14 protein-coding genes are annotated in these 20509 nt (G+C 72.3%); 11 read left to right on the top strand and 3 right to left on the bottom strand.

Annotated features, from left to right (window positions below; all coding sequences use genetic code 11):
* Positions 1-3 precede the first annotated feature (3 nt).
* The 3 genes from J5X75_RS32015 (at position 4) to J5X75_RS32005 (ending at position 6987) form a co-directional block, all read left to right on the top strand.
* Positions 4-3009: an ABC transporter permease family protein gene (locus J5X75_RS32015; RefSeq protein ID WP_208471332.1), complete on the top strand. Its 3006-nt coding sequence runs from the start codon at positions 4-6 to the stop codon at positions 3007-3009.
* Positions 3006-5996 (top strand): FtsX-like permease family protein, encoded by a 2991-nt coding sequence (locus J5X75_RS32010; RefSeq protein ID WP_208471331.1) that lies wholly within the window; start codon positions 3006-3008, stop codon positions 5994-5996. Before J5X75_RS32015 ends, J5X75_RS32010 begins: the two co-directional genes overlap by 4 nt.
* Before the next feature lie 337 nt (positions 5997-6333).
* Positions 6334-6987 (top strand): ABC transporter ATP-binding protein, encoded by a 654-nt coding sequence (locus J5X75_RS32005; RefSeq protein WP_208471330.1) that lies wholly within the window; start codon positions 6334-6336, stop codon positions 6985-6987.
* 307 nt (positions 6988-7294) lie between these two features.
* Here the strand turns inward: J5X75_RS32005 and J5X75_RS32000 are convergent, their stop codons facing one another.
* A complete protein-coding gene (locus J5X75_RS32000; protein WP_183215692.1) occupies positions 7295-8137 on the bottom strand; it encodes an ABC transporter ATP-binding protein in 843 nt (280 codons plus the stop codon).
* A 46-nt stretch (positions 8138-8183) separates the two neighbouring features.
* Between J5X75_RS32000 and J5X75_RS31995 the strand changes: the two genes are divergently transcribed.
* The 3 genes from J5X75_RS31995 to J5X75_RS31985 are packed head-to-tail and all read left to right on the top strand — an operon-like array spanning position 8184 to position 12882.
* The gene (locus J5X75_RS31995; RefSeq protein WP_208471329.1) at positions 8184-9122 is read left to right on the top strand and encodes a ribose-phosphate diphosphokinase; all 939 of its coding nucleotides are present in this window, start codon (positions 8184-8186) and stop codon (positions 9120-9122) included.
* A 58-nt stretch (positions 9123-9180) separates the two neighbouring features.
* Positions 9181-11202 carry a hybrid sensor histidine kinase/response regulator gene (locus J5X75_RS31990; protein WP_238490267.1) on the top strand — a complete coding sequence of 674 codons (2022 nt, stop codon included), beginning with the start codon at positions 9181-9183 and terminating at the stop codon, positions 11200-11202.
* Between the two features lie 42 nt (positions 11203-11244).
* Entirely contained in the window at positions 11245-12882 is a 1638-nt protein-coding gene (locus J5X75_RS31985; RefSeq protein WP_307798384.1) for a serine/threonine-protein kinase, read from the top strand.
* A gap of 19 nt (positions 12883-12901) precedes the next feature.
* On the opposite strand, the gene J5X75_RS31980 is transcribed toward J5X75_RS31985, so the two are convergent.
* The gene (locus J5X75_RS31980; protein ID WP_208471327.1) at positions 12902-13681 is read right to left on the bottom strand and encodes an SGNH/GDSL hydrolase family protein; all 780 of its coding nucleotides are present in this window, start codon (positions 13679-13681) and stop codon (positions 12902-12904) included.
* Between the two features lie 224 nt (positions 13682-13905).
* Between J5X75_RS31980 and J5X75_RS31975 the strand changes: the two genes are divergently transcribed.
* The gene (locus J5X75_RS31975; RefSeq protein WP_208471326.1) at positions 13906-14280 is read left to right on the top strand and encodes a hypothetical protein; all 375 of its coding nucleotides are present in this window, start codon (positions 13906-13908) and stop codon (positions 14278-14280) included.
* Between the two features lie 9 nt (positions 14281-14289).
* On the opposite strand, the gene J5X75_RS31970 is transcribed toward J5X75_RS31975, so the two are convergent.
* The gene (locus J5X75_RS31970) at positions 14290-15309 is read right to left on the bottom strand and encodes a LacI family DNA-binding transcriptional regulator (RefSeq protein ID WP_208471324.1); all 1020 of its coding nucleotides are present in this window, start codon (positions 15307-15309) and stop codon (positions 14290-14292) included.
* A 136-nt stretch (positions 15310-15445) separates the two neighbouring features.
* On the opposite strand from J5X75_RS31970, the gene J5X75_RS31965 reads away from it, so the two are divergent.
* From J5X75_RS31965 to J5X75_RS31950, 4 genes are read left to right on the top strand one after another with little or no spacing between them, the layout of a single operon-like run.
* Complete coding sequence (locus J5X75_RS31965) at positions 15446-17416, top strand: beta-galactosidase (protein WP_238490263.1); 1971 nt, start codon at positions 15446-15448, stop codon at positions 17414-17416.
* The gene (locus J5X75_RS31960; RefSeq protein WP_208471322.1) at positions 17413-18276 is read left to right on the top strand and encodes a carbohydrate ABC transporter permease; all 864 of its coding nucleotides are present in this window, start codon (positions 17413-17415) and stop codon (positions 18274-18276) included. The genes J5X75_RS31965 and J5X75_RS31960 overlap by 4 nt, the downstream gene beginning before the upstream one ends.
* Positions 18273-19097 carry a carbohydrate ABC transporter permease gene (locus J5X75_RS31955; RefSeq protein WP_238490262.1) on the top strand — a complete coding sequence of 275 codons (825 nt, stop codon included), beginning with the start codon at positions 18273-18275 and terminating at the stop codon, positions 19095-19097. Before J5X75_RS31960 ends, J5X75_RS31955 begins: the two co-directional genes overlap by 4 nt.
* A 25-nt stretch (positions 19098-19122) precedes the next feature.
* Entirely contained in the window at positions 19123-20436 is a 1314-nt protein-coding gene (locus J5X75_RS31950; protein ID WP_238490253.1) for an ABC transporter substrate-binding protein, read from the top strand.
* Positions 20437-20509 lie beyond the last annotated feature (73 nt).

Genomic DNA, 20509 nt, shown 5'->3' with positions numbered 1-20509 from the left:
TGAATGGTCGGGCTGGTCTTCGGCGCCGTGCGCGCTCGGGCCGCGCAGGTGCTGACGATTCTCGTGCTGACCGCGCTGGCAGCCGCCGTCGCGGCCGCCGGGCCGTGGTATGGGTTCGCCGCGGCCGCCGACGCCGCGGCCGCCTACCTGGAGGTCGCCCCGGCCACCCAGCGCACCGTCTCGGTGGCGAACCGCGTGGACACCCAGGGCGACCCCGACAGCGAACTGCGCCGGTTCAGTGCCCGCGTCCGGGCCGGGCTGCCGTCCGGCGTCGGCGACGGCGTCGCCGGGATGATCCGGCCACTCAACGTGCGGACCGGGGTGGCCAGCAGCAGCATGTCGGTGGCGTACCGGGACGGGTTCTGCGACCACGTCCGGCTGGACGGGCGGTGTCCCGGCGCACGCGGCGAGATCGCGCTCAGCGGCGAGGCGGCACAGCGGTTCGGCGCCACCGTCGGCGACTCCCTGAGCATCCTCACCTCCTCGTCGAACGGCCCGCTCGACCTGCGGGTGGTCGCCGTCTACACCCTCGTCGACCCGGCCGGGACCTACTGGAGCGACCGCCTCTTCCGGGCCGAGGCCGAGCTCGACCCGGCGTTCACCGTGACCGACACGTTCCGGCACTCCGAGCTGTGGACCCCGACCATGGCGTACGACGTGGTGCTGCCGGACGCGCTACTGCGCGGCGACGGCGGCTACGACCTCGCCACCGAGCTCACCGCGGCCGACCGCCGGCTCGGCAGCGACGCGCTGCGCCTGAGCACCATGGCCCGCCCGCTCCACCTGGCCATCACCCGGGACCGCGACATCATCCTGCGGGGCGTCATGACCGCGGGCGCCCAGATGCTGATCCTCACCTGGTTCGCCGTCGGCCTCGCCGGGTGGTACACGTCGCGTGACCGCCGGGCCGACGCCGCCCTGCTCAAACTGCGCGGGGTGAGCCGCTTCGGCACCCTGCGGCTGGCCTGGGGCCAGCACCTGGTGCCACTGCTTGCCGGTGTGGCCGTCGGGGCGCCCCTGGGCTATCTGGCCGGCTGGGCGCTCGCCGGCCCGGTGCACGTCACGGCGGACCAGGCGCTCGCCCTGCGGTACTCCGCGGCGGCCGTGGCGGCCGTCCTCGCCGGCAGCCTCGCGGTGCTCGCCGCGATCGAGGCGTCGATGCTCGTCCGACCGGTGTCGGAGCTGCTCAGCGGCACCGCCCGGGTCCGGGCCTGGCGGCCCGCGTTCGTCGACGTGCTGCTGCTCGCCGTCGCCGCGGCCGCGATCTACCAGGCCTGGTCGGGCGACGCCGAGGAGGGGCTGGGCCCGGCCGCGCCCGCGCTCGTCGCGCTCACCGTCGGCCTGGCGGCGGCCCGGCTGCTGAGCCTGATCGCGGTCCGGGGCGGTGTCGCCGCGTTGCGCACCGGCCGCCTGCGGACCGGCCTGACCGCCCTGCGGGTCTCCCGCTCACCCGGCACCGACCGGGTGTTCACGCTGGTCGTGGTGGCCGTCGCGCTGTTCACCACGGCCGCCGGTGGCTGGGCCGCGGAGACCGAGGCCCGGCTGGCCCGCAGCGCCGCCGAGATGGGCGCCGAGCGGGTCCTCACCGTCGAGGCGCCCAACCGCACGGCCCTGCTGCACGCCGTCCGCAGCACCGACCCCGGCGGCCGCGAGGCGATGGCCGCCGTCCGCACCTGGTCCGGCGAGCGGGAGATCCTCGAGGTCGACAGCACCCGGCTCGGCGCGGTCGCCGGCTGGCGCCCGGAGTACGGACCGGTCGGCGCGCTGCCCTCCGCCGTCGCCGCCGGCCGGCCGGAGCCGGCGCTGATCACCGGCGACCGGCTCACCCTCCGGGCCCGCCGTGACGGCCCCGCCGACGTGGCGCTCACCCTCCGCCTCCAGCACGAGGCCACCGGGATGGTCCTGGCCGCCGGATTCGGCACGCTGCGCGCGGGCGAACAGACCGTGACCGTCCCGGTGCCCGCCTGCGCCACCGCACCCGGCTGCCGGATCGTGCGCTGGGAGATGACCACACCCCCGGACCCGGACGGCCGGATCGAACCCCCGCCGCCGGGCGCCGCGGTCACCGTCCTCGGGCTCGGCCAGAACGGGACGGCCGACGGGATCCTGGACGCCGCCGCGCTCGGCGACATCACCCGATGGCGTGCCGGGACGACGGGCGCGGCCCTCGACGTCACGACCGTCGACGGGACCCTCCGGCTGGCCACCGACCGCAACGCGACCGCCGACCGGGTGGGCGCCGACGCGTGGGCCTCGGACCCGCTGCTGCCGCTGCCCGCCCTGGTCGCCGGGCCGGAACCGGACGGCTGGCGGGACGACGACCCGGCCCTGAGCCTGTACGGGGACCCCGTCCCGGTGCGGGTCCTCGGCAAGGTGCCCGCTCTGCCCATGCTCGGCAGCACCGGTCTGGTCGTCGATCTGGACGCGGTCCGCCGGGTGGCCGCCGAGATCGACCCGGGCGGGGTCTACCAGGTGTGGCTGGCGCCCGGCGCCCGCCCCGGCATCGTCGAGGACCTGGCCGCGGCCGGGCTGACCGTGGCCGGCAGCGCCACCACCGAGGCCCACGCCTCCCGGCTCGGCGATCAGGGCCCCGCCGTCGTCGTCCGGTTCGCCCTGGTGGCCGGGATCGCGGCGCTGCTCATCGCGGCGGCCACCGTCGCGGTCGCCGCCACCGCCGACCGCCGGTCCCTCGCCGATCAGCTCCGGGTGCTGCGCGAGCAGGGCCTGGCCCGCCGGGTCGCGATCACCACGTCGTACGCCGGAACCGCCGCGCTGATCCTGACCGGCGTGCTCGGCGGCGTGCTGGCCGCGCTCCTGGCCGTCGCGATCACCGGCCGCTCGGTGCCGGCGTTCACCGACGGCTGGGCGGTCCTCGTCCCACCCGATCCACTGGACACCGTGGCGGTCACCGTCGCGACCCTCGTCTCGCTGGCGGTCCTCGGACTGACCGGCTGGCTGGTCCAGTCACCCCTGCTGCGGAGCCTGCGCGAGCCGGAGGACGGCCGATGATCTCCCTGGTCCTCGCGATGATCTGGACCCGGCGGGGGCAGGCGCTCACCCTCGCCGTGCTGTCCCTGCTCGCCGTCGCCTCGGCGGTCGCGGCACCGGCCTACCTGATCGCCGCCGAACGCGCGATCGCCGACGGGCAGATCGCCACGGCCGCCACCCGGGAACTGACCATGGCCGCCCGCCGGTCGTACGACAGCGCCAGCGGCGACTCCGCCTCCGGCGAACTGCGGTTCCCGGAGATCGGCAAGGTCCTGCTCGACCTGGAGGGATTCGACTACTACCACGCCGCCGAGGTGCCCACCGTCGGCATCGAGGAGGCCGACACCTTCCCGACCCGGCTGGTCTTCCGGCAGGAGGTCTGCGCCCACGTGGTCATGCTCACCGGCCGCTGCCTGGCCGGCGAGGGCGACGCCCTGATCGGCGAGCGGACCGCCCAGCGGCTCGGCCTGGCCGCCGGCGACCGGATCGAGCTGAGCGCGGCCCGGCAGAACGGCGCGGTCCAGCCGATCACGTACGTCGCCGAGGGCGCGCCGAAGACGCTGACCGTGGTCGGCACGTACCGGCCGGCCGACTCCGGTTCGCCGTACTGGGGACTGCACGGCTACTTCGTCTTCGGCGTCGACCTGGGTCCCGGCGAACCGGTCTTCACCAACGCCGCCACCCTGAGCACGATGCAGCGGACCACCACGGCGATGGCGATCGACGGGATCGCCGAGCCCGGTGTCATCGGGATCGACCGCCTCGAACGGCTGCGTGCCGAGCTCGCCGCGGTCGACAAGGCGGTCGCCGAACTGGACGAGCCGCTCCAGTTCGACAGCGGCATCCCGGCCCTGCTCGACCGCATCGACCAGGGCCGGGCCGCGGCGCGCCTGCTGGTGCCGGTGATGGCCGTGCCGCTGGTGCTGCTGGCCTGCTTCACCATCTACCTCACCGTCGGCTACGGCGCCCAGGGCCGGCAGAGCGAACTGGCCGTCTTCGCGCTGCGCGGCGCCCGCTGGTGGACCCGCTGGTGGCTGGCGACCGGGGAGAGCCTCGCCGCGGTGCTGGCCGGCGCCCTGGCCGGATGCCTCGCCGGGCAGTTGCTCGTCAACGCGGTGACCGGCCTCATCTTCCCCGGTGTCGGCGCGGAGCCGGCCGTCACCTCGCTGCGGTACGCGCCGTTCGCCGCGCTGGCGGCACTGGCCGCCGCGGTCCTGGCCCAGCGGCGGCAGCTCACCAGTCCGGTGGCCGGCCTGCTGCGCCGGGCGCCGTCCCGTGACCGGGGCCTGCCCGGCGTCGCCGAGGTGGCGGTCGTGGTGCTCGCCGTCGTCACCGGCATCCAGTACGCGCTCGCCGGCGACCCGCTGGAGGGCCTCGGGCTGTTCGCGCCGGCCCTGATCATCCTGTCTCTCGCCCTGATCTGCGCCCGTGCGCTGCTCCCACTGGTCAACCGGTACGCGGCGGGCGCCCTGCGGCGCGGCCGGCTCGGCGTCGCGCTGGCCGGCGTCCAACTGTCCCGGCGGCCCGGTGCCGGGCGCCTGTTCGCCCTTCTGGTCGCGTCCGCCGCGGTGGCCGGCTTCGCCACCGCCGCGGTCGACACGGCGGCCCAGGGGCGGGCCGTCACGGCGTACCTCGGCACCGGCGCCGACCGGGTCCTCACCGTCCAGCCGATCACCCGGCAGCGGCTGCTCACCGCGGTCGGCGCCGCCGACCCGGACGCGCGATGGGCGATGGCCGTCACCCCGCTGCCCAGCGGCGGCACCGGCTCGCCGCCCGGGATCGCCGTCGACACCGCCCGCCTGGGCGCGGTGGCCGCCTGGCCGGACGGCGCCGTCGCACCCGAGCGGCTGCGCGCCCTGCTCCACCCGGACGCGCCCGCGGCCCCGGCCTTCGCGGGCTCCGACATCACGTTCGACGTCACCGCCACCGGAGGGCCGCTGCGGCTCGCCCTCTCGCTGTCGTCGTCGGCCGGGCTCGGCGACGTCGTCCTGGAACTCGGCACCGTGCCGCCGGGGCCACGGACGTATCGGCAGGACGTGCCGGTCTGCGAGCGCGGATGCCGGATCAACGGCATCCGGGTGTCCGGTGAGGGCAAGGTCCCGGACATCACCGGCCGGCTCGTCATCCGCGGCCTGGGCACCGTCACACCGGCGCCCCTCACCGACCCCACGCGGTGGCGGGCCACCCGGGACGCGCGCCTGTCGGCGGCGCCCGACGGGCTCCAGGCCGACGTCGAGGTCTCGCCGAGCATCGTCGACGCGGTGTGGATCCAGCCGGTCAGCACGCCCTATCCACTGCCCATCGCGTACGCGGGTGAGGTTCCGCCGGCCGCGCTGCTCCCCGGGCTGAACGTCGTGGACACCCCGATCACGCCGGTCGCCGAACTGCCGGCCGTACCCGGGCTCGGGCGCCGAGCCGTGCTGGCCGACCTGGAGTACGTGGACCGGCTCGCCGTCCAGAGCCGGGAGGTCCAGGCGCCACAGGTCTGGCTCGGCCCGGCCGCCCCGGCGGACGCCCTCGACCGGCTCGAAGCGGCCGGCATCCGGGTCGTCTCGGAGACCTCGGCCGCCACGGCACACGAAGCGCTCGACCGGCAGGGCCCGGCCGTCGCACTGTGGTTCCACCTGCTCGCGGCCGTGCTCGCCGGGCTGCTCGGCGCCGGGGCGCTGGCCCTCACCGTGGCCGTCGACCGGGGCCGGCGTACCGAGGATCTCGCCGCGCTGCGCACCCAGGGCCTGCGACCACGCCCGGCCGGGCAGGCGACACTGTGGACCTACCCGGTCCTGGTCACCATCGCGACGGCGGTGGGCGTGCTGGTCGCGGTGGCGGCGTGGCGGCTCACCGGCTGGGCGCTCCCGCTGGCCGGAATCACCCCACCCGACCTGCCGCTGCCCACCCGGCCACGCGTCACCGCCCTGCTCGAGGCCGCGGCCGCCGTCCTGCTGGTCCAGCTCGTCGTCGCCTTCCTGGGCGGCCGCGACCTGCGCCGCCGAATCGAGCCGCGATGACCCCCTCCCGGCCGCCGTCCGCGCCAGCTTCCGCGCGGTCGCTTTCCCAGCGCCACCCCGCCGTCCGGCAGCCCGCCGTGCGGCAGCCCTCCGCGCGGCAGCCTTCCGCGCCGCTCTCCGCGCCACCTTCCGTGCGGCCTTCCGCGCGGCGGTTCTCCGCGTGGGGGCCTTCGGGACAGCGGGTGGAAGTGCGGCGGCCCTCTGCGCGGTGGCCGGTGGTGCGGTTGCCCCGCGGGTGGTGGGAGGCGCGATCGGACGGTGGTCCGGACGGGTGGGCTCGCGGGCTGGGCGGGAAACGCGATGGCGTGATGGCGGCGGGGCTAGTGAAGGGACGGCGATGGGGACGCTGACGGTGGAGGATGCGGCGTTCGCCTATGGCGACGGGACGCCGGTGCTGAGCGGGGTCGCCGTGACGGCCCGGCCCGGTGAGGTGCTCGCGGTCACCGGTACGTCCGGGGCCGGGAAGAGCACGTTGCTGCGTGCGATGGCTGGTCTGCTCGCACCGCGTTCCGGGGAGATCTCGGTGGACGGCGCGCCGCTGACCGGCCGGGATCACGCCGTGTCGCTCGGGGTGGTGCTCATTCCGCAGGACAACGGTCTGGCCGCGATCCTCACCGCGGCCGAGAACATCTCGGTGGCGGTGATCGCGACCGGTGGCTCACCGGCGGACGCGCGGCGGCGGACCGCCGAGTCGCTGGACGCGCTCGGTCTCTCCGGCCAGGCGAACCAGTTGATCGACGAGCTCTCTGGTGGCCAGCAGCAGCGCACCGCGGTGGCGCGCGGCCTGGCGCTGCGCGGGGAGATCGTGCTGGCCGACGAGGTGACCAGCGAACTCGACGCGGCGAACCGCCAGCGGGTCCTCGACCTGCTGCGGGCCGAGGCCGCCCGGGGCGCGGCGGTGGTCTTCGCCACCCACGACCCGGAGGCCGCAGCGGCCTGCGACCGCGAACTCCACCTCACCGACGGCGTCGTCACCTGGCCCCGCCCCTGACCGGCGGTCTCGGGCCCGAGGGTGGTGGGTGCTTGTGGGTGCGGCGGGGACGGTGAGTGGGCAGCTCCGCCCGGCGCGGGCGGCAATGGCGCGACCCGGCAGACGGTCGCCGGTAGGGCGGGACCGGTCCCGCCCGTACCGGAAAAGGGAGTGAGCCGCGGAAAGCCGCCGCCTGGACCGGGGTTTCGTGTCGGAGGGCGGGAGGGAAAGCCGCAGCCTGGACGGGGTCTTCGTGTCGGAGGGCGGGAGGGAAAGCCGCAGCCTTGACCGGGATTTCGGGCCGGAGGGCGGTCGGGGAGCCGCCCGCTCAGACCGGGGTTTCGTGGCCGGAGGGTAGGAGGGTGACCTCGCCCTCGATGTGCTGGACCGTGAAGAGGGTGCCCGGCGGATACGAGCCCAGCACCTCCGGCGGCAGCTGGACCGTGCCGTCGCCGGCGACCACCGCGAAGTCCTGGCCGTCGCGGCCCTCGGCGCCGACCCGGCCGTCGCGGATGGTGACGGCGCGGCCCAGGCGGGCGCCGACCTCGTTGTCGTGGGTGACCACGACGATGGTGGTCTGGCGTTCGGTGTTGACCGTCTCCAGGGCGTCCAGGACCTCGTCGCGCCCGGCCGTGTCGAGACGGCTGGTGGGCTCGTCGACGAGCAGCAGGCCGGGGCCGGTGGCGATGCCGACGGCCAGGGCGGCGCGCTGCTGGGCGCCGGGGGTGAGTTCGGCGAGCTTGCGGCGGCCCTGACCGGGGAGGCCGACCAGGTCGAGGATGCGGTCGGGGTCGTCGAGTTCGATGCCGCGGGTGTGTGCGGCCCGGCGCTGGGCGAGCCGGATGTTGCGGTGCAGCGACGCGTAGGGCAGCAGGTTGCGGGAGGCGCCCTGGAGGACGACGCCGATCTCGGTGCCGCGCAGCCGGGAGATCTCGCCGTCGGAGAGTTTGCCCATGTCGTAGGTGCCGATGTTGATCCGGCCGGCGGACGGGCGCATCAGCCCGGCGAGCAGCGCGATCAGGGTGGACTTGCCGGAGCCGGACGGGCCGACCAGGGCCAGCGTCTCGCCGGGGGCGATGGAGAGATCGACGCCGGCGAGGGCGACCACGTCGCCCGCCTCGGCGCGATAGATGTGCACTACCCGGCGGCAGGCGACGGCGAGTCCGTTCATGACGCCCAAACTAATCAACCGCCGCCCCGGTGAATAGGGTGTGCCTGTGCGCGACATCGCCGTTTTCACCGGGTCTGCCCATCCTGAACTGGCCGCCGAGATCTGCGAGCACCTCGGGGTGCCGCTCATGCCCACCCAGATCTCCCGGTTCGCCAACGACTGCATCGAGGTGCAGCTGCGGGGGAACTGCCGGGAGCGGGACGTCTTCCTCATCCAACCGCTGGTGCCGCCGACCCAGGAGCACCTGGCCGAGCTGCTGTTCATGCTGGACGCGGCGCGGGGCGCGTCGGCGGCCCGGATCACCGTGGTCCTGCCGCACTACGCCTACGCCCGCAGCGACAAGAAGGACGCTCCACGGATCTCCATCGGCGGCCGTCTGGTCGCCGATTTGCTGAGCACCGCGGGCGCCGACCGGGTGCTGGCGATGACCCTGCACTCGCCGCAGGTGCACGGGTTCTTCAGCATCCCGGTGGACCATCTGCACGCGCTGCGCGAGCTGGCCCACCACTTCCGGGGCTACGACCTGAGCAACACCGTCGTGGTCTCCCCGGACCTGGGCAACGCGAAGGAGGCCGCGGCGTTCGCCCGGATGCTGGGGGTCGAGGTGGCGGCTGGCGCCAAGCAGCGGTTCGCCGACGACAAGGTGGTGATCAGCTCGGTGATCGGCGAGGTGGCCGACCGGGACGTGATCGTGCTGGACGACGAGATCGCCAAGGGCAGCACGGTGTTCGAGCTGCTGGCCCGGCTGCGGGAGCGCAACGTGCGCAGTGTCCGGGTGGCCTGTACGCACGGCCTGTTCACGAACGACGCGGTGCAGCGGCTGTCGGAGCAGAAGGAGATCGAGGAGATCGTCTGCACCAACACGGTGCCGATCCCGAAGCGGAACCGCACCGACAAGCTGACCATCCTTTCGGTGGCGCCGGCGCTCGCCGAGGCCATCCGGCGGATTCACAACGGCGAGTCGGTGAGCGCGCTGTTCGCCTGATTCTGGCAAACCGGTCTCACCGGCCTCACGAAACGCGAATCATTACCGCATGGGTGTCATGGCTTACCCCCTCCGGTACGCGCTTGCCGACCTCGCCCTCGCGCTCAGCCGAGCGGCGTCGGATCTGGCCGAGGTCCGATCCACGGCCGCCCGCGCCGCCGCCGACATGATCGGTGACGGCGCGGGTGTGCAGATGCTGCGTGAGGACGGCCGGTACGAGGAGATCGCGTTCCACCATATCGACAATGAACGATCCGCCCCGCTGGCCTTGGCACTGAACCGGGCCGGCCAGACCCCCGACGACGAGTACTCGACCACGCTGGCCGCCAGCCGCCGCCCGATCGTGCTGGCCGGAGAGTCGGCGGCCGCGCTCACCAACCCCGAACTGTCGATCACCGCGGCGGTGCTGAGCCCGGTGATCGTGGACAACACGTACGCGGGTCATCTGATCCTGACCCGGCACACCCCGGACGCCTTCTACTCCACCCCGGAGGTGGAGCTGGCCCGGGACATCGCCGGCGAGCTGTCGCTGGCGATGAGCAGCGCCCGCGCCCAGGAGCGGCTGCGGGTGGCCGAGGAGCGGTACCGCCGGGTGCTGGAGACGATCCCGGAGGGTGTGCTCCAGCTCGACCCGAACGGCGTGGCCACGTACGCGAACGAGCCGATCGGCGTGGTCCTCGGGATGCCGCGGGCCGAGCTGATCGGGGTGTCGCTGCGCGGCTTCCTGGACAACGTCGGGCAGAAGGAGCTGGACCGCCGGATCGCCGAGTGCAAGACCGGCCGGTCCACGGTCGGTGCGACCCGGCTGATGCGGGCGGACGGTTCGCGGCGCAGCGTCCGGATCAGCATGATGCCGGTCCAGGACGAGAACCACGAGTTCACCGGCGTCCTGTGCATGATCACCGACACCACCGACCACATCGACGCGCGGGGCCTGAAGCGGCAGCTGGACCACCTGCGCCGGCTGGACAGCCTGGGCCAGCTGATCGGCGGCCTGTCGCACGACTTCAACAACCTGATGACCGTGGTCGCCGGCTCGGCCGACATGATCCTGACCAGCGCGGAGGAGGGTTCCTCGCACTACCAGCTGGCCAAGGACATCCTGGACGCGGTCGGGACCGGCCGGACGCTGACCCACCAGCTGCTGGCGTTCGGCCGCAGCGAGGGCGGCCGTCCCGAGGTGATCCCGATCCCGGACCTGCTCACCGACGTGCAGGCGCTGTTCAGCCGGACGCTCGGCGAGCACATCGGCCTGGACCTGGCGTTCGGCCCGGAGGTGTGGCCGATCCGGGCCGAGCGGGGCCCGCTGGAGCAGGCGCTGGTCAACCTGGCCGCGAACGCCCGGGACGCGATGCTGCACGGCGGCATGGTCCGGGTGACCGCCACCAACGAGACGGTCGAGCCGGGGCAGCTGGCCGAGGGCGCGCCCACCGGCAAGCTGGTGCACCTGGTGGTCACCGACACCGGCGCCGGCATGGACGAGGAGGTCCGCCGCCGGGCGCTGGAGCCGTTCTTCACCACCCGCCCGACCGCGGCCGGACTGGGCCTGGCGACCGCCGCCGGGATCGTGCAGAACCTGGGCGGGTTCATCGAGCTGGAGTCGCAACCCCGGATGGGTACGACGGTGCACATCTATCTGCCGGCGGCCGAGCAGAGGGGCGGTACGGCCGGGGAGCGGCAACGCAAGACGAGCGTGATCGGCCGGGTGCTGATCGTCGAGGACCAGCCGGACGTGGCCCAGCTGGTGCGCCGGCTGATCGAGCCGGTCGGCTACGAGATCGCGGTGGCCACCGACGCGCTGATGGCGGTCACCGAGGTGGCCGCCGGGGCACGGCCGGACCTGCTGATCACCGATGTGGTGATGCCGACGATGACCGGGCCGGAGCTGGCCGGGGCGCTGCGGACGCATCAGCCGGACCTGCCGGTGCTGTACATGTCCGGGTACACGGCGGCGTCCCTGGGCCCGCAGTTGCACCTGGACGAGAACAGCATGCTGCTGGAGAAGCCGTTCACCCGGTCGACGCTGCTGGGCGCGATCCGTTCGCTGTGTGGTCCCCAACCGCCGGTGTCAGGAAAATGACGCCAACTTGCCGAAATTTCGGGCAAAGCGCAGTATTCCGGGGTGGCTGAGGACCAACTCGTCGGGAACTCGTACCGCCTGATCCGCCCCATCGGACAGGGCGCGACCGGAACCGTCTGGCGGGGAGAACACCATCCCACCGCCGAACCGGTCGCCGTCAAGCTGCTCCACGACAGTTTGCTCCGGCAACCGCGCCTGGTCACCCGGTTCGTCCAGGAGCGGACCATCCTGTTGATGCTCCGGCATCCCAACGTGGTCCGGGTCCGTGACCTGTTCAGTGTCGGCGAGACGCTCGCGCTGGTGATGGACCTGGTGGACGGCGGCAACCTGCGCGATCACCTGCACCGGGACGGGACGATGCCACCCGCCGAGGCGGCCCGTCTCGCCGCGCAGATCGCCGCCGCCCTGGCCGAGGCGCACGAGCTGGGCATCATCCACCGCGACCTGAAGCCGGACAACGTGCTGCTGGACGGCGACGGCCAGACCCGGCTCACCGACTTCGGCATCGCCCGCATCCTCACCCTGCCCAGCATGACCACCCCGAACGCGGTGGTCGGCACGCCGCACTACATGGCGCCCGAGGCGTTCCACGGGACCACGCCGAGCGCGGCCACCGACGTGTACGCCCTCGGTGTGCTGCTCTACGAACTGGTCTGCGGCCGTCCGCCGTACCGCTCGGATTCGATCCCGGAGCTGATGCGCCTGCACGCGGAGGGGAAGCCGGAGCGCCGCGACGGCATCCCCGATCCGCTGTGGCGGACCGTGACCGCCTGTCTCTCCGGCAAGCCGCGCCTGCGTCCCAGCGCCGCCGAGCTGGCCACCGACCTGACCGCGCTGGCCGTCAGCCTGCGGTCGGCGCCCGCGCTGCCCCGGGTGCCGTCCACCGAATCCGGGGCCGGGGTGGCGGAGGCCGGTCCGCGTAAGCCTCCGGTGCCCGGGCCGCGCCGCCGTCCCCGGAACGACGCTCCGGCCGGCCGCTGGTCCCGTCCGGGCGCGATCGCGGCGCTGACCGTCGGTGCGATGCTCGTCTCCGCGATCGCCACCACGGCCTGGCATCTGAACCGGCAGGACGACGAGAACCCGGAGGCGGCGCCCACCGCGGCGCCCACCACGGCGGTCGCCCCGAGCGTGCCGCCGCTCACCCCGCCGTCACCTCGCGCCGGCGCTTCGCGCCATCCGGCCGACCGATCGAGTCGTCAGCACCGGGCGGCGAAGGGCGTCGCGCTTCCCGCGTCCCAGCCCAAGAAGGCGGCGGTACGCGCGACGCGCACCGCCCCGGCCCGGATCACCGCCCGTTCGCCGCTGCCGGAGGGCCGGGCGCGCGGCCCGTGGCAGTGCGCGCAGGGCCTGATGTTCGACCTGCCGAGCCGGACCGCGGTGGGCCCGCGCCCGTGTCATTCGACCGGCCGTGACGTCCGGTTCCAGGGTTCGCTGACCGCTCCGGCGGGTGGCCGCGCCCGGGTCGAGGTGACGCTGCGCGACGCCGCCACCGGGCGGACCGTCGCCGGGCCGACCATCTGCGATGTGACGTTCACCCGGCAGAGCTTCATCCGTGGGTGCGGCCCGGCCGCCGCCAGCCCGCGCCGGGGCCGCAGCTACACGGTGGTGATGTCGTACCGGTACGTCCGTGACGGCCGCGCCTTCTCGAACACCGCCCGGGGCCACACCTTCACCTGGTGAGGCCCCGGGCGCCGTGGCGTCAGCCTGCCGCGCCGGTGAGGGCCGGCAGGTATCCGCTGGTGTAGCCGCTGCTGTTCGGGTGGTACGAGTTCTGCGGCGGGATGATCGTCAGCCCGTTGAGCCACGGCCGTGACGAGCACACGCCGTGCCCGGTGAACTCGTCGCGCACCTCGGAGTAGACGAACCCGGCCGCCTCGGCGCGCTGCTTGATCATTTCGTCGAGGACCCGGGCGCCGTCGTTGATCGCCCGCCGCTTGGCCGTGCTCATCTCGCAGATCAGCGCCGCGGTGTCGAACATCAGCGGGTAGGAGAGCACCACCACCCGGGCGTCCGGCGCCTTGGCCCGGATCGCCGAGTACGCCGCGTCGAGCTTGCCGGGCAGGGTGTTCGCGACGTACGTCTTCCCTTGATTGACCTTGTTGGCGCAGGCCGAGTCGCTGGAGGTCAGGCAGGTGACGATGGTCGGCGCGAATCCGGCGTCGTTGCCGCCGATGGTGATGCTGATCAGGTCGGCCCCGGCCCGGATGGCCGGCGCCTGGGTGCGCACGACGTCGTCGGTGGTGGCGCCGCTGCACGCCAGGAACTGGAACGACGCCGGGCTGTTGGCCGCGGCCCACTTCGGGCCGTAGGCGTTGTTGCTGCGCAGGCACGTGCCGGACTGGCCGGGCGCGCCGACGCCGGAGGAGTACGAGTCGCCCAGCGCGACGTAGTCGATGCTCGCCGCCTGGGCGGGTGCGGCGAGGGCGAGGCTCAGGACGGACGAGGTGACGAGACAGGCGAGAACGGTAGCCCTACCCATCGATGGCCTCCGATGCTCCACGTGGGGATACGGGGACCGAAGCGCTTCGGTTACCGCACGGTAAGCCCGGCTTCCGAGAAAAGGAATCCCGTGAAATTCCTGTTAAGAAGTAGTAACATGCATCGATGTGACCTGGGTCTATCACGCAAGGTCATGTTTCGTGTACGACTCGCCGGTCAGCAGATCCTCAGCGGCTTTCCAGGCACGCGCGCTAGCGTTCGATCATGGAGGAGAGCCGGGCCCGCCGTGTCGTCACCCGTCTGCGGGATCGTGACGTTTTCGCTCATCTGAAACTGCCGAGCGCCGGGCGCTCCGGCTACGCCGTCCGCATCGTGCTGGCCGACGGTCGCGAGGCGCTGTGGGGCGACGACGGATCGGCCGCCCTCAAGGCCCAGGTGATGCGCGACGGTGTGCTCGTCGGCTTCGTCGACTCCATCCCCGGCTCCGAGGACTACACCGACGACCAGATCGTCGACGCCATCGCGGCCGCCGACTACGACCGCCCGATCGGCCGCTCCGCCCGCCCGGCGGTGACCCGCCGGCTGCCGCCACCGCCACCCCCGACTCTCGCCGAGCGCTGGCGGGGCCTCCGCGGCTAGGCCGAGGGGTCAGGCGGAGTCGCGCAGCACCAGCGGGGTGGGCAGCAGCTGACCGCCCGGCTCCGGGTGCTCGCCGCGCAGCTGGCGCAGCACCAGCTGGGCCGCGCACGAGCCGATCTCCTTGGCCGGCTGGTGGACCGTGGTGAGCTGGGGCTGGCAGCGGACCGCCCACGTGCTGTCGTCGAAGCCGACCACGCCGACGTCGCCCGGAACACTGCGCCCGGCCTCCCGCAGCGCCTCCAGGGCGCCGGCCGCGATCGCGTCCGAGGCGGCGAAGACGCCGTCCACACCGGGATCGCGCTCCAGCAGCTCACGCATGCCCTTGACGCCGGAGCCGTAGTCGTAGTGCGGGACCTCGGCGACCAGCTCCTCGTCGAAGCGGGAGCCGAGCGCGCCGCGGAACCCGGCCAGCCGGTCGATGCCCGAGTCCCGGTCCAGGGCGGCGGCGATCATGCCGATCCGGCGGCGGCCGGCGGTGAGCAGGTGCTCGGTGATGGCGCGGGCCGAGCCGACGTTGTCTATCCCGACGTAGGGGATGGTCTGGTCCAGCTCGGGCGGGTGGCCGACGAACGCGGCCGGCAGCGAGAGGTCGCTGATCACCTTGATGATCGGGTCCCGGGTGCGGGCGGACACCACGATGGCGCCGTCGACGAAACCGCCGGTCAGATAGCGGGCGACCCGCTCGGTGTCCCGTGACGACTCGACGACCAGGCTGACCATCTGGTGGTCGGCCAGCGACAGCGCGGCGTTGGCGCCCAGCATGATCGAGCCGATGTTGGGGTCGTCGAGGAAGAGCGAGTGCGGCTCCAGCGCGACGAAGGCGACCGCCTGCGACCGCCGCATCTTCAGTGCCCGCGCCGCGTTGTTCGGCACGTAGCCGACCTCGGTGATCGCCGCCTCGATCGCGGCGCGCGCCTCGGCGGAGACGTAACCACCGTTCAGGACGCGGCTCACGGTGCCCCGGGACACGCCGGCCGCGGCCGCGATGTCGTGCACGGTGGCGCGTTTCTGAGGCTGGGGCCGGGACATGCGATCAACAGTAGCCCCGCCCGCTCTTGACCTCTTCGCAGGCCAGTCCTACTGTGTGCACGTTCACACATCCGTAACCGCTGTTTCGGTTCGCGGAAATGTGTGCACGTGCACACATCCGCTGACCAGGAGTGCCATGAAATTCGTGCGTATGCCGGTGCCGGGCGTCAGCCTGGGCTGCGACTACAACCCGGAGCAGTGGTCGCCGGACGTCTGGCGCGAGGACGTCGCGCTGATGCGGCAGGCCGGGGTGGACCTAGTGGCCGTCAACATCTTCGGCTGGTCCAACCTGGAGCCCAGCCCGGGGGAGTACCACTTCGACGACCTGGACGAGGTCGTCGAGCTGCTGCACGCCAACGGCATCCGGCTCAACCTCGGCACCGGGACCTCGTCCCCGCCGCCCTGGCTCACCAGCCTCTACCCCGGGGTGCTGCCGGTCGCCGAGGACGGCACGACCCGCTTCCCGGGCGGCCGCCAGGCCTGGTGCCCCAGCTCCCCGGTCTTCCGGGACCGGGCCCTCGACCTGGTCTCCCGGGTCGCCCGCCGGTACGGCAGGCACCCGGCCCTGGCCCTGTGGCACGTCTCCAACGAACTGGGCTGCCACAACGCGCTCTGCTACTGCGAGACCAGCGCCGAGGCGTTCCGGAACTGGCTGCGCGGCCGCTACCGGAAGATCGAGACGCTGAACGCGGCCTGGGGCACCTCGTTCTGGAGTCAGCGGTACGGCGACTGGTCGGAGATCCAGCCGCCCCGCCTCGCGCTGTCACTGCGCAACCCGGCCCAGATCGTCGACTTCCACCGGTTCAGCTCCGACGAGCTGCTCGGCTACTACCGCGCCGAGGCCTCGATCCTGAGGACCCACTCGGAGGCGCCGGTCACCACGAACTTCATGGTCACCGCCCACATCCGCAACCTGGACTACTGGTCCTGGGCGCCGGAGATGGACGTGATCGCCAACGACCACTACCTGGACCACCGCCTCGGCGACCCGGTCGCGGAACTGTCCTTCGCCGCCGACCTGACCCGCGGCCTGGCCGGCGGGCGCCCGTGGATGCTGATGGAGCAGGCCGCCGGCGCGGTCAACTGGCAGCCGCACAACCTCACCAAGGCGCCCGGCGAGATGATCCGCAACTCGCTGACCCACGTGGCCCGCGGCGCCGACTCGATCTGCTTCTTCCAGTGGCGGGCGTCGGCCCAGGGCGCCGAGAAGTTCCACTCGGCGCTGCTGCCGCACGCCGGCACCGACACCGTCGCCTGGCGCGAGGTGCTGAAACTGTCCGAGATCCTGGACCGGATCGGCGAGGTGGCCGGCACCGAGGTCGAGGCCGACGCGGCCCTGCTGTTCAGCTGGGACTCGTGGTGGTCGGCCGAGGGCGAGGCGCGGCCGTCGCAGGCGGTCACCTACCTCGACCAGGTGCACGCCGCCCACCGGGCGCTGCGCGGGCTCGGCGTGACCACCGACGTGATCGCCCCCGGCACCGACCTGAGCCGCTACCGGCTGGTCGTCGTCCCGTGTCTCTACATGGTGTCGGACGAGCACGCGCAACTGATCGCCGACTACGTGGCCGCCGGCGGGCGCGTGGTGGTCACCTTCTTCAGCGGCATCGTCGACGAACGGGACCGGATCCGGCTCGGCGGCTATCCGGGCGCGTTCCGGGACCTGCTCGGGGTGGTGGCCGAGGAGTTCGCGCCGCTGAAGCCGGAAATGTCCGTCACGCTGACGAACGGCGCGATCGCGACGCTCTGGACCGAACGGCTGCGAGTCACCACGGCCACGGTGGAGGCCTCCTACCGGGACGGGCTTCTCCAGGGGGTCCCCGCGATCACCCGCAATCAGTACGGCGACGGCGTCGCATGGTACGTAGCCACTAAAACGGATATGTCCGAGCTGTTTGGAGAGGCGACTGGCCGCCGCGGAGAGACCGGCAACGTCGAGATCGTCCGACGCTCCGGGGACGGCCGCTCCTACCTCTTCGTGATCAACCACGGGACCGATCCGGTCGAGCACCCCGCCACCGGGTACGACCTCGTCGCCGGCCGGGCGATCAGCGGGTCGCTCCGCGTCGAGGGCGGCGGCGTGGCCGTCGTCCGGGAGGAGGCCCGGTGAGAGCCCCGAAGAAGGCCCTGCTGTTCTTCATCCTCCCGTTCGGCCTGCTGTTCACCGCGTTCTACCTGGCCCCGATCCTGTACGCGATCAAACAGTCGCTGTACAGGGTGGAGCGCACCGGCACGTTCGGCCCGGCCGTCGAGGTGTTCGGCGGCCTGACCCAGTACCAGCGGGTCTTCGCCGACGGCCCGTTCTGGGAGTCGATCGGCCGGGTGCTGCTGTTCGGTGTCGTCCAGGTGCCGGTGATGCTGGGCCTGGCCCTGCTCCTGGCCCTGCTGCTGGACTCCGGCCTGGTCAAGGGGCGGCGGTTCTTCCGGCTGGCGTTCTTCGTCCCGTACGCGGTGCCCGGTGTGGTCGCCGCGATCATGTGGGGCTTCCTCTACTCGCCCAGCCTGTCCCCGTTCGACGCGGTCACCGGTAACGTCGACCTGCTCAGCGCCGACCTGGTGCTCTGGTCCATGGCGAACGTCGTGACCTGGGTGTACGTCGGCTACAACATGCTGATCATCTACTCCTCGCTGCTGGCGATCCCGCAGGAGGTGTACGAGGCGGCGCGCATCGACGGCGCCGGCGCGATCCGTACCGCCTGGGCCATCAAGATCCCGCTGGTGATGCCGGCGATCGTGCTGACCACCGTCTTCTCGATCATCGGGACCCTCCAGTTGCTGGCCGAGCCGCAGGTGTTCCGCACCTTCAGTTCCGCGGTGTCCAGCACGTACACGCCGAACCTGACCGTGTACTCCACCTCGTCCATCCCGAACTTCCACCTGGCCGCGGCGTTCTCGGTGGTGCTGGCCCTGGCCACGTGCCTGCTGTCGTTCGCCTTCCTCAAGGTCACCCAGCGGGGAGGCGACAAATGAAGCGCGTGACGCCGATGGTGGTCATGGGGGCCGCGACCTTCTACTTCCTGATCCCGATCTGGTGGCTGTTCGTCGCCGCGTCCAAGAGCAGGAGCGAGTTCACCGGGACCACGCCCCTCTGGTTCGCCGACTTCGCGCTGACCGACAACCTGGGGGAGTTGTTCGCGTACCGGGACGGGGTCTTCCTGCGCTGGATGCTGAACAGCGTCGTCTACACCGGCGGGGCCGCGCTGCTCGGCACCATCCTGGCCGCCATGTGTGGATACGCCCTGGCCAAGTACCGTTTCCGGGGCCGTGAGGCGATCTTCAACGTGATCCTGGGCGGGGTCCTCGTGCCGGCCACCGCACTCGCCCTGCCACTGTTCCTGATCTTCAGTCGGTTCGAGGCGACGAACACCTTCTGGTCGGTCTTCCTGCCCAGCCTGGTCAACCCGTTCGGCGTCTACCTGGCCCGGATCTACGCGGGAGCGAGTGTCCCGGACGAACTCCTCGAAGCGTCCCGCCTGGACGGCTCCGGTGAGATCCGCACCTTCTTCACCATCTCCAGCCGGCTGATGTTCCCGGCCCTCGTGACGATCTTCCTGTTCCACTTCGTCGCGGTCTGGAACAACTTCCTGCTCCCGCTGATCATGCTCGGCGAGGAACGCCTCTTCCCGGTCACGCTCGGCCTCTACACCTGGAACACCCAGGTCAACCAGCTTCCCGAGCTGCGGATGCTGGTGCTCACCGGCGCACTCGTCTCCATCGTGCCCCTGGTGATCGCCTTCCTGCTCCTGCAGCGGTTCTGGCGCAACGGCCTCGGCTCCGGCGCCATCAAGTAACCCCCCTTGAGAAATGAGGATTGAAATGCGCGCTCTCAGCGTCGTGCTGGTCTCAGCGCTCGCACTCGGTGCCTGCTCATCCGGTGGATCCTCCGAGAACACCGCCGCGTCCACCGGCTGTGCCCCCTCGGAAGGCAACGTCACGCTGACCTACACCACCTGGATCCCCGGGATCGAGAACGTGGTGAAGGTCTGGAACGACAAGAACCCGAACATCCAGGTCAAGGTGCAGACCGGCCCGAACGGCAACGGCGGCACCTACGCCAACTTCTTCAACCAGCTCAAGGCCGGCAACGCCCCCGACCTGGGCCACATCGAGTACGACGCGCTGCCCAGCTTCCGCGTCCAGGACGGCCTCACCAACCTGGCCGACTGCACCGAGGTGACCGCCGCCAAGGACCAGTTCGTCGACTGGACCTGGGGCCAGGTCACCTTCGGTGAGGAGAACGCGGTCTACGGCATCCCGCAGGACGCCGGGCCCATGGCGCTCTTCTACCGCAAGGACCTGTTCGAGAAGAACAACATCCCGGTGCCGGCCACCTGGGACGAGTACGCCGTGGCCGCCGAGAAGGTGAAGGCCGCCGGTGGCTACATCACCAACTTCTCGCAGAGCGACATCAACCAGTTCGCCGGTTTCGCCTGGCAGGCCGGTGGCCGCTGGTTCGCCAACGACGGCAGCAAGTGGACCGTCAACCTCCAGGACGAGGCCACCACCAAGGTCGCCGGCTACTGGCAGGGCCTGATCGACGCCAAGCTCGTCTCGGCCGTGCCGCCGTGGACCACCGAGTGGGACAACGCCTACAACACCGGCCAGGCCTGGACCTGGACCTCCGCGGTGTGGGGCGCCAACTCGATCATGTCCGGGGCGCCCGACACCAAGGGCAAGTGGGCGGTCGCGCCGATGCCGCAGTGGACCTCCGGCGCCACCGTCGCCGGAAACTGGGGCGGCTCGTCGACCGCCGTCTTCAAGGGATCGAAGCACCCGTACGAGGCGGCGAAGTTCGCCCTCTGGCTGAACACCTCCGAGGAGGCGCTGACCCTGCTCAACTCCGAGGCGCAGCTCTACCCGGCGACCAAGGCCGGCGCCAAGCTCCCGGCGCTGTCCGAGGGAGTCGAGTTCTACGGCGGCCAGAAGATCTACGATGTCTTCGCGACGGCTTCCACCCAGGTCGCGCCCGACTTCGTCTGGGGACCGACGATGACCTCCACCTACGCCACCGCGTCGGACGGTTTCAAGGCCGCCGTCTCCGGCAACGGCACCCTGCTCGACGCGCTCAAGACCACCCAGACCAAGACCGTCGAGAACCTGAAGTCCCAGTCCATCCCGGTCGCCGAGTGACCGTGTTCCACCTGCGTGCCGCGGGTGTCAGCCACGTGCTCGACACCCGCCGCACCGCCCCGCGCCAACTCCA

It is taken from the genome of Actinoplanes flavus (genome assembly GCF_017592555.1).
Classification (GTDB): domain Bacteria; phylum Actinomycetota; class Actinomycetes; order Mycobacteriales; family Micromonosporaceae; genus Actinoplanes; species Actinoplanes flavus.
This window is presented reverse-complemented; position numbering and strand designations above follow the sequence as displayed.

Coding starts and splice junctions, on each gene's coding strand:
- J5X75_RS32010 (WP_208471331.1), top strand. CDS start 3,006: ATGATCTCCCTGGTCCTCGCGATGATCTGGACCCGGCGGGGGCAGGCG.
- J5X75_RS31950 (WP_238490253.1), top strand. CDS start 19,123: ATGCGCGCTCTCAGCGTCGTGCTGGTCTCAGCGCTCGCACTCGGTGCC.
- J5X75_RS32015 (WP_208471332.1), top strand. CDS start 4: ATGGTCGGGCTGGTCTTCGGCGCCGTGCGCGCTCGGGCCGCGCAGGTG.
- J5X75_RS31990 (WP_238490267.1), top strand. CDS start 9,181: ATGGCTTACCCCCTCCGGTACGCGCTTGCCGACCTCGCCCTCGCGCTC.
- J5X75_RS31980 (WP_208471327.1), bottom strand. CDS start 13,681: ATGGGTAGGGCTACCGTTCTCGCCTGTCTCGTCACCTCGTCCGTCCTG.
- J5X75_RS31970 (WP_208471324.1), bottom strand. CDS start 15,309: ATGTCCCGGCCCCAGCCTCAGAAACGCGCCACCGTGCACGACATCGCG.
- J5X75_RS32005 (WP_208471330.1), top strand. CDS start 6,334: ATGGGGACGCTGACGGTGGAGGATGCGGCGTTCGCCTATGGCGACGGG.
- J5X75_RS31975 (WP_208471326.1), top strand. CDS start 13,906: ATGGAGGAGAGCCGGGCCCGCCGTGTCGTCACCCGTCTGCGGGATCGT.
- J5X75_RS32000 (WP_183215692.1), bottom strand. CDS start 8,137: ATGAACGGACTCGCCGTCGCCTGCCGCCGGGTAGTGCACATCTATCGC.
- J5X75_RS31965 (WP_238490263.1), top strand. CDS start 15,446: ATGAAATTCGTGCGTATGCCGGTGCCGGGCGTCAGCCTGGGCTGCGAC.
- J5X75_RS31955 (WP_238490262.1), top strand. CDS start 18,273: ATGAAGCGCGTGACGCCGATGGTGGTCATGGGGGCCGCGACCTTCTAC.